We start from the raw sequence: 13,854 nt of genomic DNA, 5'->3' as shown, positions 1-13,854 counted from the left end.
TTATTTTATAAAATGAAAAGACTATTTCTACTATTCACTTTTTTATTGGGCTTTGCCCAGATGAGAGCGGATGAAGGTATGTGGCTGCTAATGCTCATTAAAAGATTAAATGGTGTTGATATGCAAAAAGAAGGATTGCATTTAACTCCAGAAGAAATTTATTCCGTAAACAATTCTAGTTTAAAAGATGCTATTGTAAGTTTTGGAGGCTTCTGTACCGGTGAAATTGTTTCTGATAAAGGACTGATTTTCACAAACCACCACTGTGGTTATGGTGCTGTTGCAGCAGCTTCTACTCCGGAAAAAGACTATCTGAAGAATGGATTCTGGGCCATGAAGCAAAAAGACGAATTCAATGCTAAGAATCTATACGTTAGATTTTTAGTAAGAATGGATGATGCTTCGCAAAGAATCAATTCTAAACTAAATAACAAAATGACCGGTGAGGAAAGAAAAGCCATAATTGATGCTGAAACTAAAGCAATTCAGGCTGAGAATTCTGAAAACGGGAAGTATACAGTAGTAGTAAAAGATTTCTTCAATGGAAACGAGTTTTATTATTTCGTTTATCAGGATTATAAAGATATAAGATTGGTAGGTGCACCTCCTTCATCATTAGGTAAATTTGGAGGTGATACTGATAACTGGGAATGGCCTAGACACACAGCAGACTTTACGGTTTTCAGAGTGTATGCTGATGCAGCAGGAAACCCTGCTGAGTACTCTCCAAGCAATACCCCTTTAAAGCCTAAACATTTCCTACCGGTTTCTCTTAAAGGAATTAAGCCTGGAGATTTCTCTATGATCCTTGGTTACCCAGGCAGAACAAACCGTTATTTAACTTCTTATGGAATTCAGCAAATGGTAGATAAGGACTATCCGGCTTGGGTAGAAGCTTCTAAAGTAGCAATGGATGTAATGAAAAAGTACATGGATAAAGATAAAGCTACTCAGTTGAATTACGCTTCCCAGTATGCTTCGGTTGCTAATTACTGGAAAAACAGACAAGGAACTATTGATGCTGTTATCAAAAATGGGACAATCTCAGATAAACAAAAGATCGAAGCAACCTACAGACAGTGGTCTGCACAACCTGGAAATACAGAATATGATGGAGTTTTAGAAGATATTGAGGCCTACTACAAACAGGTTTCCGAGAGAAATGTTGAAAGAAATTATATGTCACAACTTTCCAGAAACTCAAAATATATCAGCGTTGCCTATCAATTAGGATCTTTACTTAAGACCTATGCAGGACAAGATATGCAGGGAAGACTTGCCATGAAACCAAAAGTAGAAGCTGCGGTAAAATCAATTTATGATAATTTCAGCCCATCATTGGAAGGGGAAATGCTTGCTGCTATGGTAAGCCTTTATCAGGCAAGAGTTAAAAATCCGGATGTGGCATCTGCAACTATATTAGGATTAAATGCTAAAACATTATCCAATACAGCCTATTCATCTATTTTTGCCAATAAAACCTCGGTAACTAACTTTATTTTAAATCCGGATGCATTAAAACTTGATTCAGATCCGCTTTGGAAAATAGCAAATAGCCTTGCTGAAGATCAAAAGATCGCAGTTGAAAAGTTTGTAAAAGTTGATGATTTCTTTGCTAAAAACAATCGACTTTTCTTAGCAGGTTTAATGAAATCCATGCCTGAGAAAAAGTTCTATCCGGACGCTAACTCTACTATGAGGTTAACATACGGAACTGTTGACAAATTACCTATCAGAACAGACAGAAACTACTTCGGTGTTACAGATAACTATTATACTGACATGACCGGTTTGGTAGGAAAATATAAAAAAGGTGATGAAGAATTTGATCTTCCTCAAAGAGTAATTGATCTTTACAACATGAAGGACTTCGGTCAATATGCTGATGCTGCCGGTTACATGCCAGTTAATTTCCTTTCTAATAATGATATTACAGGCGGAAACTCCGGGTCTCCGGTAATCGATGGTGACGGTAACCTTATAGGGATCGCATTTGATGGAAACAGTGAAGCTTTAAGTGGTGATATTGTTTTTGAACAGGAATGGCAAAAAACAATCAACGTTGACGTACGTTTTGTTCTTTGGACTATCGATAAGTATGCTGGCGCAAGAAGATTAATTGACGAGTTGAAGCTGGTAAGAAGTGAAAACACTCCAGCTGATACTAAAACCCGTCCTGCAAAAGCTGAACATGTAAAATCTACCAAAAAGAATAAATAATCTTTTTTTAAAATTTTAAAAGCCGTGAGATTCTCTCACGGCTTTTTTTATACCATTTAATGAAATAAATAAGTGATTGAGTTCCCTCTACACACCATAAAATTTTGTGATTTTTACGCCGTTTTATAGAATAAAGACAATACGAGATCGTTACAAATAAGATGAGGGAGTTAAATTTTCAGCAATAATATGCATTGCTAAAAAAAGATTATTTAAGAAAAATAAAAACAGTTAATTTATTTTAAAATAAAAATTTTATTAAAAAATAGCAAAATGTAAATATTTATTTACTATTTTTGATTTCATTACGCAGTGATATAAGGTTTTTATAACAGAAAATTTTATTATCATTACACAATGAAAAGAATTAGTCTATTTTTTTTAAGCTAAATTTAAGTTTTAAGACTTATCTTTAAGTTGTTAAAAAAAATATATTGTTATGAACTTAAAATTAATTTTATCCGGGATCGCATTGCTGACCCTTTTGGTAGCATGTGATGACAGAAGTAATGAAGACGCTCCCGCTTTACAATCGGAAGGCACAAAAGCAGATTTAAAAGCGGCAAAAAATGTAAAAATCGTTAGCGATACCGTAACAAAACCAGTAGAAACACCAAATGAGCCAGATTCAAAAGATGGAACAAGCAACAGTACCGCCGACACAATCGACCCGACAAAGCCGGATAGGCCTAAGTAAGCTGATTATTCAGATTACGATGTCTGCATTCGTGTTGATTTCGGCGATCTTACCTTTTCTGAATAATATTGTGGGTTATTTTATTGATGTTAATGTCCAGCTGGCAAATAATGCCGGCGAAAGGCGTTTGGATTTAGATTCAGCAATCTATTTTCTATCAATCCCATCGTGCATAATCCTCCTTGCATTAGGAGGATTATTCAAAGCTCATAGATATACCTTCTATGTGGTTTTTGTTTCCGGATATTTTCACTTAGCGACCTATATTAAGTTTATATTTTTCAATAAAAATATAATTTCCGGATATGCTGATATAGCGATTATCGCCATTATTGCTATAATTGTTTATCTTATCTATCGATTAGACAACTACTATAGAGAAATAAGTGTTATTGATAAATTTAACAATAGTACCTTAGAAAGGTTTTCTTCCATATTATACAAACGTAACGATATCACAAAAAATGAGTAATCACAGAGAAAGTTTAAAAATTCTTGTTGCTCTTAGTGATAAACTTTGGGAGGATTACATTGCGGAAATTTTGTCCGAAGAGCAATATCTTGAAAAAATGAGATTGGTAAAAAAAGAGATCAATAATGGATTTATTGGTACTATGCAGGATTTGGAGCTTTTTACTAACGAACTCGGCTATCTCATTCTCAGTACCCGAACTAAAACATTATTATCAGGATCTGAAAAAATCATCGTAAACAAGAACTAGCTTACTTTGATCTTGATTCTTTTTCCTCGACCTGAGCTAAAATTCTTTCCAAATATTTGCTTTGCTTAGCGATAGAGGCTTCCAGTTTCTTTTCCATTTTCGATATCTGGTTCTGGATGAACAGCAAGCTTTTATCCTGTGTATTGTATTGGGCATAAATATTAGCTAATAGGTCACCTATATCTTCATTAAAATCTTTACTCTTCAACATATGATCAGGTTGTAATTCTTGTTCTTCAACCTCATATACTTTCTCTGAATTACTTAAATCCAATACCCCCTCTCCCTTTATAAGCCAATGTAAGTGAGCATTCAGCTCCGGATACACCTCTAAAACTTTAACAACCTTATCAATACCAAGGTCACTTTTTAGTCCTGCTCCTTTGAAATTAGAAGCGGACATCCCTGTTTCCCTGTAAAAAGACTCCTTTTTAATGCTCTTTTCCTCCAAATAAAATAGGATTCTTTCTTTTATGGTTGTTATTTTGTCCATTTTTATTTTATTTTGGTCTAAATTTTGACTATATTTGTGCAAAGATATAAAACAAAATTAAAATAAAATTCTAAAAACATGAAAAATTTCGTTGAACCATCACATGCTTACTACAAACATTTTGAAGCATCTGAATCTTTCCGTCAATTTAAACCTTCTTCCATAACAAAAACTAAAACCATGAACAACAAACACAATATTCGTCGAAACTCAGCGAATGAGTTATATAATGTTTATTCAGTTGCTCAGGATTTACACGACTATAAGGAGGAATACCAATTTACAGAAGGGATTAATGATATGGTTAATTTTGAAGACTGTTTGTGGCTATTTGATCTTATACTGGATGAGCAGCCTCATTCCGATTCCGAAACTCAAATATGGACCTTAAAAAGAGTTCTTCCCCATTCCTTTACACTTACATGCAAAAATAAAGAAGGTCAAAAATTAGCCGAGATTAAGAATGTTGAGGCAAGTTTTTATTTTGATGATCTTATTGTAATAAAAAAAGATAAATTATTCTGTTTACCGGTTGAAGAGAACATTTACTAAACATACAGATTTTGCATATCAGTATGATGCATTTACAATATAAAATTGATGAAGGCTTTTACCCCATATAAGTCCATATCAAACATTCCAAAATTCCCGATCCAAACTTCTATATTGTATGGCTTCAGAAATATGATGTGAGAGAATATTCTCAGATTCGTCAAGATCTGCAATTGTCCGTGCAACCTTCAGAATTCTGTCATACGCTCTTGCGGACAACCCCAGCTTGTCCATCGCTTGTTTTATCAGAGCAAATGAAACCTCATCTAAAGCACAAAATTGCTCAATTTGTCGCGAGCCCATTTGCGCATTGTAACTAATTTCTAAATCTTGATATCTGGCCTGTTGGATGTCTCTGGCTTTCAGTACCCTTGTTCTGATCGTTTCACTTTTTTCACCCTTTCTCTTTTCAGTTAATTGCTCAAATTCAACTTTTTGGATTTCTATGTGGATATCAATACGATCTAAAAGAGGGCCTGATAATTTATTCATATAACGCTGCATTTCCGCAAGGGATGAAGTATTATTAGGATCATCAGGGAAATATCCACTAGGACTTGGATTCATCGATGCAATAAGCATAAAGCTCGAGGGATAGTTTACTGTAAACTTTGCCCTTGAAATGGTAACCTCACGATCTTCTAAGGGCTGTCGCATCACTTCAAGCACTGTTCTTTTGAACTCAGGCATTTCATCAAGGAATAAAACACCATTATGTGCGAGGGATATCTCTCCTGGCTGTGGATAGCTTCCCCCTGTAAATTTGTAAAGTAGATGATAAAATTTGAACAAATATCCTCATTCTTTACAAAAGAAAGTGATAATTCTGATCTTAATAAATCATCTACGCCATTAAAATTATAATACATGGTGATAATAAGTTCAAAAAAGACTTATGAGATTGATTTAACAAAATATCTTATAAATACAGACTCGCTCATTATTCAGAAAACCTCTGAAAAGAAAGTAACTCATCAAATAGTAAAAGATTACATGCACATTTTAGAAAAAGATGATAATATCATAAGTTATTGTGAACAGCCCTTCAAGGTTAACTATTTCTTTAAAAATATAATTAAAGAATTTGTTCCTGATTATTATGTAAAATATAAAAATGATAAAGAAGAATTAATCATATTAAATGTTGGCACTAAAGAAGCTTCAGAGCTTTTAGAAATTGAAAAAACACTTCGAAAAAATACGATCAAATTTAGCATGCTACATTATAGAGACATAGACTCAAATCTTCTTTTTAATTATAAATTTTTAAGTAATTACTACCACAAAGGAAGGTTTATTAATGATATGGATATTCAGACAATATTTACAATAGTCGATAAATTCAAAAAACTGACTGTCAGTCAATTATTAGAAGAAGTTGGAAAAACTTTTGAAAGAAAAGCAGAAATTCTCTATGTTACTTGGTACTTAATTAACTGTAATTTACTTAATTTTAATAAAGAGGAAAAGCTATCGCTCAAAACTATAATTTGGGATAAACATGAATAGAACATATATTTCAAAGGGTGAAAAGGTCATTTATGATAACAAAGAATGTATTATTATCAAAATAATAAGTACATCTAAAGTTTCTATTTCTGAAATTCATTCTAATATAATCCATACTGTATCTTTAAAAGACATAACTCCATTCGCAGATTCAAGCTGTATTCCCATGGAAATACTTACTGATAAAGATTGGGAAAAGGCTAAAGCCCGCTTTAATATTATAAAGCCCATACTTTCCAATCGAGGTGATCTTTCATTGATAAATCGTATTGCTTTTGAAAATAATGTTAGTGTTCCTACAATATACAGGTGGCTAAAATTTTATGACAATGGCCAAACTGTAGCTTCTCTTGCTGGAAAGAGAAAAACTGGAGGTCAAGGCAAAAGTAGGCTTACTAATAAACAGGAAGAAATTATTTCTGACAAAATAAATTCAGTTTATTTAAATCAGAATAGGAGATCAATAACGAAAGTCATTAGAGAAGTAAAAATAGCATGTCATGATTTAGGAATTCCTTCTCCTCATGACAATACTATTAGAAGCAGGATTAAGGGAATATCAGATGAAGAAAAAATAAAAAAAAGATTAGGGATAAAGGAGGCACGTTATAAATATGAACCTATAAAATCAAATTATGAGGAAGCAACCTTTCCTCTATCAATCGTACAAATAGACCATACTCTATTAGATATAATATTAGTTGATGAATTAGAGAGGAAAGCCTATAAAAGACCTTGGATTACAGTTGCTATAGATATATATAGCAGAATGGTTATTGGCCTCTACCTATCTTATGATCCACCAGGAGCAATTGGTACTGGAATGTGTATTTCGAATTCAATTCTTCCTAAAGAACTATGGCTAGAGAGAATCGGAGTTTCTGCAAATTGGCCGTGTTGGGGAGTAATGGATTCTCTACATTTAGATAACGCTAAAGAGTTCCATGGCAAAATGTTAAGGGATGCATGTGATAACTATGGAATATCTTTAAAATACAGACCAATTGCAACACCACATTATGGAGGACATATAGAACGGTTGCTTGGTACATTTGCTTCAGAAATACATAACCTTCCCGGAACTACATTTTCAAATGAACAAGAAAGGAAAAATTATAAAAGTGAAGAAAATTCATCTCTAACTTTATCAGAGCTTGAACGTTGGCTAATAACCTATATTACAAAAATCTATCATACAAGAACTCACTCATCACTTGGAATTTCTCCATTAAAAAAATATGAAGATGGGATAATGGGTAATGAAAATATACCCGGTCGGGGTATCCTTCCTAGAATAAATGATATTAGAAGAACAAGATTAGATTTTATGCCTTATGTTGTTCGCTCTATTCAGGAATACGGAGTAGTTATTGACCATCTATATTATTATGCTGATGTTTTAAGACCATACATCCATAAAAAAGATAACAATAAAGGTTATATTTTTAAGAGAGATCCTAGAGATATAAGCTTAATTTATTTTCTAGATCCAGTAACAGAAGAATATTTTGATATTCCATTCAGAAATGCTACTTATCCAGCTATTTCTTTATGGGAGTATAGAGATTCTCTTAAAAAAGTTAAAGAAAGAAATAAGGAAATTACTGAAGAAAATATTTTTGAAGCATTCAAAGAATTGACAAATATTGAAAATAAGTCCGTTTTGAAAACAAAAAGGCAAAGAAGAGAGCCTAAATCCTTTGACTATAGAAATGAAAACAATACCTCAAAAATTGACTTGAATAATTTTATACCTGAAGATAATGAGATAATTAAACCCTTTGAAGATTTAGACGATGAAACATTTAACAAAAAATACTAGAGAATTTGTTGAACGGGCAACCGAACACGAAAGGATCTCGTCTTGTAGATTTCCAAAATGGATTGGATACAGCCAAGCAACTAAAATTATTAATAGAATGGATGAACTATTGATTTATCCTAAAAGCACTAGAATGACCAACATTTTGCTTGTAGGAGAATCTAATAACGGAAAAACTGCCATTCTTAATAAATTTAACCAAAGATATGAGGCATCTTATGATGAAAAAACTGGGAACGTAATAAACCCAGTAATCATGGTTCAAGCACCACCAGAACCCGATGAAAGAAGATTTTACAATGCAATTTTAGAACATATTTTTGCACCATATAAGACATCTGAAAAACTGGATTTAAGATATTTACGTGTAAAAAAGATGTTAACAGAATTGCAAACAAAGGCATTGATAATAGATGAGATTCATCATGTATTAGCAGGTACACCAACAAAACAAAGAAAATTTTTAAATGTTATTAAGCATTTATCAAATGACTTACAGATACCCATTATATGTGCAGGAACAATGCTTGCTTTCAATGTCATACAAAGTGATCATCAATTAGCAAATCGCTTTGAACCAAGAGTTTTACCCAAGTGGTCTAATGATATGGAATTTAAGCGTCTCTTAGCAAGTTTTGAAGCTCTAATTCCATTAAAAAAGGAATCAATGCTCACAGAAAATTCGATGACAATGAAACTTCTTGTAATGAGTGATGGTCTGATTGGAGAAGTTGCAAGAATACTTGAACTTTGTAGTATTGAAGCTATTAAAAGTGGAGAAGAAAAAATAACTAAAGAGATAATACTGAATATTGATTATATTTCACCTCAAGACAGAAAAAAAAGATATTTTGTTTGATGGTTTACATTAAAAAATTCAAAAAGAATATATTTCCTGCATATATTAATCCTGAAACTGACGAACTATTTAGCTCATGGTATTGTCGATTAGCCATTAATCATTGCGTAAAACCATTAACCTTTATAAAGCATAATTTTGGTCATAATGCACCAATTTTTGGAAGAGATATCGACTACCTTAAACCGGACTATGTTGTCAATTTTTTATTAAATCATACTCCACTATCTAGCAAAGAAATTGATAGATTATTTCTCACTTCATATAATGATGTTTATTTTAATAATTATTCAAATAGAAAAAGCCATATTTTAAGTTTAGGATTAAACAATAGAAAGCGAAAAAGATTTGGTACTATGTGTTGCCCCAAATGTTTATCTACAAATCCTTATTATAAAAAAGAATGGCGATTATTTTCCACCATCGTTTGTACCAAATGTCAATCATCATTAATTGACAGATGTCCTAATTGTCAAAAGCCAATCTCTTACCATCTTATTTATAGTAGCGGAAATCAATCTATTCCGGACCTTTCCTTTATATTTTCACTATGTTGGTATTGTAAAATGGATTTATCTAATTTTGCCCCTCAAAAGGCTACACCTTTAGAAATGGAATATCAAAGTTTTATAAATTCGACTTTGGATAAGGGGTTTAATTATTATACAAACTATTCATTTTCATTCATTAATGGGCTTATATTATTATGTAGAACAGCTAGAGGTACCAGAAAAAATAAGTTTAATCAGAAATTAAATATTCTTTTAGCAAATACATATAATTTTAATTCCCTCCCGATAAAAGAGGAAACTGGCTTTTGGACCTTACAAGAAAGGAAGGAAACTCTTCCTATTATTTATAAATTCATAAAAGATTTTACTATAGCTAAAAATTTACCAAAGGATCTTAACTTGACTAAATCATATCTTAATATTTACAATAAAGATATAGACTATTGGCTTATTTCCCTGTTAGATCTTTAATCCCTTTAGCTATTCGATTATAAAGGCTTTCCACACTATCTTCAAAAGTTTCTCTTTTAATTTTATTAAGCGAATCTACAACCATAAAATTGTAGAGTTTTAATTTTGATGTTTTTAGTAATGACCAATTAGATTTATGGTCTCTTCTTACTTTTATTATTCCATTTTTTAACCCTTCATCATGTTCTGAGTCAAAACCACCTTCCCCAATATATTTTATAATTCCTATCCTCTTTGATTCGTTATTACTTGCTATAATACAATATTGTTGATATTGATATTCAATTCTAAAAAAGACAATGGAACCATTTTTTGTAAAATTTAATGGATCATAAGAAAAAACGCTATTACCTTGTCTTTTCAAATAAATATAATCACAAGCAAAATCTTTATCTTTTTCTAAAAGATCAAAAGCTGATAAGATAATACGCATGTAATCAGAATTCTCAGAAATACCAGAAATCAAATTTACAAGACCTGTGTCACTATCATTACTATGATTAGATGTTAGTTCATCATAATCTCTGATATGTTTAATAAAACTATTTTCAAAGCTTGTATTATTTTTAATAACTGTTGGTATAGCGTCTGTAATATTTGGAGATTCCAAAAACTTAGGTCCTTCATCATTAACAATAACATCCAGAATAGCTTCATTATTTGTATAAAGTGTATCTGCTACAAGTTCTCCATTATTATTATGATTATATCCCACGCTTGTTCCTTGAATTATTTCATTTGCATTCTCATCTTCAATTTTCAAAGCTGCATCTTGATCATCTAAGATAAAATTCTCAACCTCAAACAATGCTTCACCGGAAGGTAATGATACATTGTCAATAGCATAAACCATATTAATTACACCATCCTTATCAACGGGATGATAATGAAGATCCATTTTTATTATAGCATCTTTTTCAAAGGGCAATGAGTAAAGTATGTAAGACTTTAAATCCTTATTATTTCTCTGTTTATCAAACAATTCCTTTAAAAAGCTTCGTCTTATATTATACAGCCTTTTAATATCACCTTTGTTCAAGAAGTAAAATTTGCCTAATATTCTTGCCTCTGGTTTATTGATGAGTGATGACCTATAAGCAACAACTGCATAATCATCAAATTCATATGGTTTTACTATACCCGGAATAAAAACTCCATATATTAAATAATAAAGAGTTAAAGAGGATAACGAGTAAAAATAAGCCTGTATTACGTTAAACGGTATTATAAATTTCAAATTCTCTATATCAACCTGATAACATGGTACATCTCCGTAAAGCCGGGAATTAAGCAATGGGTAAAATGTTTTTCCGTTTCCTAGTGTATTCTCAATATTTAGTATTGTTCCATTATGTATTCGATTAATAAGAATATCTTTTACAATATTAATCTTTTCATGATTATGAGCTGATTGTAGAAAATCTCCTAAGTATTCATAATAATTACCTTGTCTATGCCTAATTGTATATTCTTCTCTAAAAGGGATACAGAATGTTTTCAAATTTTTTTGAAACTTAAAATAAGTATTATTACATAACGTAATATAAACCTCTCTATAAATAACATCATTAATATAATAGCTTCTGCCAAGCCATGAAATAAACCAAAATTTATTTTTAAAGTCTACTTTATCGGCTTCTTCATATACCCAATCAGGAAGCCTGAGCTTTTTAGGAAGTCTTTGTGCAATTTTTGGTAACATCTTGTGAATTACAATAGGTAATGATAAAAATATCAAAAAAATTGAGCCATTCAAAAAAATTGTCTTTAATAAAAATATTATCATATAATACTATTGACTTTGTCAAAAAAAAACTTTAACTTTGCATCATACTAATTGCATATATGCAATTAGTATAATAGAGAAATTAATTTTTAAAGGTTAAATAATGTCTTTTTTTTTGTTTTTCACTCATAATCATTGACTTTGTCGAAAAAAAAATGTAACTTTGCTTCATAATAATTGCATATATGCAATTATTATTATTACAAAAACTAATTTTCTCTCTTTTCCTAATTGCTATTCATATCATTATTGACTTTTTAAATAAAAATTCGTACCTTCACAGTAAGTAATTAATTGCATATATGCAATTAATTACTTAAACAGAAATAAATTTGACTTTGTCAAAAAAAATAACTAACTTTGCCCCATAATAATTGCATATATGCAATTATTATATAATTAAATATATGGCTAAATTCGAAAAATATACTGTTGAAATTGAAGATGCTTTAGAAGAAAATGATTATAAAGTGCTTACAACAGAAGAATTTGAAAGATTAGTTTCATCAATTAAACAAATTAAAGGAATTAAAAGTGCTTCAAGAAAAAAAATTAAAGAATTTCTTCTTGAACATTATATAGTTCAAAATAGACTTCAAGGTCAATCAAATTCTGAATTCTATTATCTAAAAGATAGTAAAATTGATCAATATGATATTGCATCAACTCGATCTAGATCTGCTTTTTTTAGCCACTACTCTGCATTAGCGATACATAACTTAACAATACAACTTCCTAAGCAGGTATATCTAACTTGGGAGAGAAAAGGGTTACGTCATCAAAATGACACATTCTTAATTCAAGAAAATGTTGACATCGCCTTTAGTAAGACTCCCAGAATAACTCAGGATAAAAGAAAATATAAAGGGTTTACAATTAATTTCATTAATGGTCAAAACCATAATCTCTTAGGAATAGAACCTTTTAGAAACAAATATTTAGTATCAAATATCGAAAGAACATTAATCGATGTTTCTGTAAGACCTTTCTATGCTGGTGGGATTACTCAAGTTCTCCAATCTTTTGAAGAAGCTAAAGATAAATTAGATACACAGAAATTATTTGATTATTATGTAGAAATGGATTTTACTTATCCATATCATAAAGTCATCGGCTTTTATTTGGAAAAAGCAGGATATAATGAAAAAGACTATGAACCATTTCTTAATATGGATTCAGACATTGACTTTTATTTAACATATAATATCCTGCACAAAGATTATAATAGCAAGTGGAAGCTATTTATTCCGAAAGGTCTTTAAATTGACTGGCTATTTTTAATAACTCGTCAAAATAATAATCATACTCTTTTAATTCTTCATCCGCAGAAACAGTCTGTATAACTCTATTCCAGTCATCTCTGTTATGTTCTCTTAAACTTTCCAATTTATTAATTAATGATAAAGGTACTTGCTTCGCTTTGAAAATTTCCCTCAGAATATCTTCTTCTAAATTTAATTCTGCTTGACTATATATAGTATATATATCATATACATCTCTAGCTCTTTGTTTTTCTTTGGCACTAGGTACAATTTCTTTATATTCAGGCATAGTTTGACACAATGCTCTAATCTTTTCCAGGAGAATCATTTCCAAAGTATAAACTCTTAAAAGAATACCTTCAACCTCTTTTGTTGTTGCTGTTTCTACATATTCATAAGCACTAATATCCACCGAATATTGTGTGGAACTATTATCATGAACAGAAATAGCATTTCTCCTAATGCTATCGATATCATCCCCAAATTCAATAAATTTATCTAGCTCAATAAGCTTAAATAATATGATATAACCTTTCCATTCAGGAATAACATTGTTCTTTGGCTTTAATTCAAATTTAATATCGAACGCTTTTAAGTTTTCTTTACGAAATACTCTATCAAGTATCATATCTAATACTATAGGCATTTTCTTTATTTCTTCTTCTGTAAATTCTCTTTCTACTGAAAAATCAATATCTATAGATCCTCTGTTTGTTATTTCATATGCAAGTTGTAAAGCATTCCCTCCTTTTAGAACTAAGGAATGCATAAGAAACTCTTCTGACATTAATGCTCTTAATGTCAACATTTTAATTTTGTTTATATCCATGGTTATTTAATAATATTTTATTGATAAATAATTAAAGATATTAATTAAAATTAATATTGACCACTATACCGAAAAAGTTATTTTTTGTAGTATTTTATTTGAGATTATGGTAACATTTCA

General features: G+C 30.8%; 13 protein-coding genes and 1 pseudogene. 10 read left to right on the top strand and 4 right to left on the bottom strand.

Annotated elements, in window-relative coordinates; translation table 11 throughout:
• Positions 1 to 12 precede the first annotated feature (12 nt).
• The 4 genes from PFY10_13970 (at position 13) to PFY10_13955 (ending at position 3,639) form a co-directional block, all read left to right on the top strand.
• Positions 13 to 2,220: a S46 family peptidase gene (locus tag PFY10_13970; GenBank protein WBV55334.1), complete on the top strand. Its 2,208-nt coding sequence runs from the start codon at positions 13 to 15 to the stop codon at positions 2,218 to 2,220.
• Between the two features lie 439 nt (positions 2,221 to 2,659).
• The gene (locus tag PFY10_13965) at positions 2,660 to 2,917 is read left to right on the top strand and encodes a hypothetical protein (GenBank protein WBV55333.1); all 258 of its coding nucleotides are present in this window, start codon (positions 2,660 to 2,662) and stop codon (positions 2,915 to 2,917) included.
• On the top strand, positions 2,856 to 3,389 hold the full coding sequence (locus PFY10_13960) for a hypothetical protein (GenBank protein ID WBV55332.1): 534 nt from the start codon (positions 2,856 to 2,858) through the stop codon (positions 3,387 to 3,389). Before PFY10_13965 ends, PFY10_13960 begins: the two co-directional genes overlap by 62 nt.
• Positions 3,382 to 3,639, top strand: coding sequence for a hypothetical protein (locus PFY10_13955; GenBank protein ID WBV55331.1), 258 nt, complete (start codon positions 3,382 to 3,384; stop codon positions 3,637 to 3,639). The genes PFY10_13960 and PFY10_13955 overlap by 8 nt, the downstream gene beginning before the upstream one ends.
• Before the next feature lies 1 nt (position 3,640).
• On the opposite strand, the gene PFY10_13950 is transcribed toward PFY10_13955, so the two are convergent.
• A complete protein-coding gene (locus tag PFY10_13950) occupies positions 3,641 to 4,132 on the bottom strand; it encodes a hypothetical protein (protein WBV55330.1) in 492 nt (163 codons plus the stop codon).
• Between the two features lie 78 nt (positions 4,133 to 4,210).
• Here PFY10_13950 and PFY10_13945 point away from each other — a divergent pair, with 78 nt between their 5' ends.
• Positions 4,211 to 4,684, top strand: coding sequence for a hypothetical protein (locus PFY10_13945; GenBank protein WBV55329.1), 474 nt, complete (start codon positions 4,211 to 4,213; stop codon positions 4,682 to 4,684).
• Positions 4,685 to 4,762: 78 nt separating this feature from the next.
• On the opposite strand, the pseudogene PFY10_13940 reads toward PFY10_13945, so the two are convergent.
• Positions 4,763 to 5,440 (bottom strand): annotated as a pseudogene (locus tag PFY10_13940) (ATP-binding protein).
• 111 nt (positions 5,441 to 5,551) lie between these two features.
• Between PFY10_13940 and PFY10_13935 the strand changes: the two are divergent.
• The 4 genes from PFY10_13935 to PFY10_13920 are packed head-to-tail and all read left to right on the top strand — an operon-like array spanning position 5,552 to position 9,857.
• Positions 5,552 to 6,193, top strand: coding sequence for a hypothetical protein (locus tag PFY10_13935; protein WBV55328.1), 642 nt, complete (start codon positions 5,552 to 5,554; stop codon positions 6,191 to 6,193).
• A complete protein-coding gene (locus PFY10_13930) occupies positions 6,186 to 8,015 on the top strand; it encodes a DDE-type integrase/transposase/recombinase (GenBank protein WBV55327.1) in 1,830 nt (609 codons plus the stop codon). The genes PFY10_13935 and PFY10_13930 overlap by 8 nt, the downstream gene beginning before the upstream one ends.
• Entirely contained in the window at positions 7,990 to 8,874 is an 885-nt protein-coding gene (locus PFY10_13925; GenBank protein ID WBV55326.1) for a TniB family NTP-binding protein, read from the top strand. The genes PFY10_13930 and PFY10_13925 overlap by 26 nt, the downstream gene beginning before the upstream one ends.
• Positions 8,874 to 9,857: a TniQ family protein gene (locus PFY10_13920; GenBank protein ID WBV55325.1), complete on the top strand. Its 984-nt coding sequence runs from the start codon at positions 8,874 to 8,876 to the stop codon at positions 9,855 to 9,857. The genes PFY10_13925 and PFY10_13920 overlap by 1 nt, the downstream gene beginning before the upstream one ends.
• Here PFY10_13920 and PFY10_13915 read toward each other — a convergent pair.
• Positions 9,835 to 11,559 carry a hypothetical protein gene (locus PFY10_13915; GenBank protein WBV55324.1) on the bottom strand — a complete coding sequence of 575 codons (1,725 nt, stop codon included), beginning with the start codon at positions 11,557 to 11,559 and terminating at the stop codon, positions 9,835 to 9,837. The two genes, PFY10_13920 and PFY10_13915, sit on opposite strands and share 23 nt — an antisense overlap.
• A 491-nt stretch (positions 11,560 to 12,050) precedes the next feature.
• On the opposite strand from PFY10_13915, the gene PFY10_13910 reads away from it, so the two are divergent.
• Complete coding sequence (locus tag PFY10_13910) at positions 12,051 to 12,905, top strand: hypothetical protein (GenBank protein WBV55323.1); 855 nt, start codon at positions 12,051 to 12,053, stop codon at positions 12,903 to 12,905.
• Here the strand turns inward: PFY10_13910 and PFY10_13905 are convergent.
• Positions 12,886 to 13,713 (bottom strand): nucleotidyl transferase AbiEii/AbiGii toxin family protein, encoded by an 828-nt coding sequence (locus tag PFY10_13905; GenBank protein ID WBV55322.1) that lies wholly within the window; start codon positions 13,711 to 13,713, stop codon positions 12,886 to 12,888. The two genes, PFY10_13910 and PFY10_13905, sit on opposite strands and share 20 nt — an antisense overlap.
• Between the last annotated feature and the right edge of the window lie 141 nt (positions 13,714 to 13,854).

The sequence above is a fragment of the Chryseobacterium daecheongense genome, assembly GCA_027920525.1.
In the GTDB taxonomy this organism is placed as follows: Bacteria; Bacteroidota; Bacteroidia; order Flavobacteriales; family Weeksellaceae; genus Chryseobacterium; species Chryseobacterium proteolyticum.
Note: the sequence above shows the minus strand (reverse complement) of the source record. Positions and strands in the feature narration are given on the sequence as shown.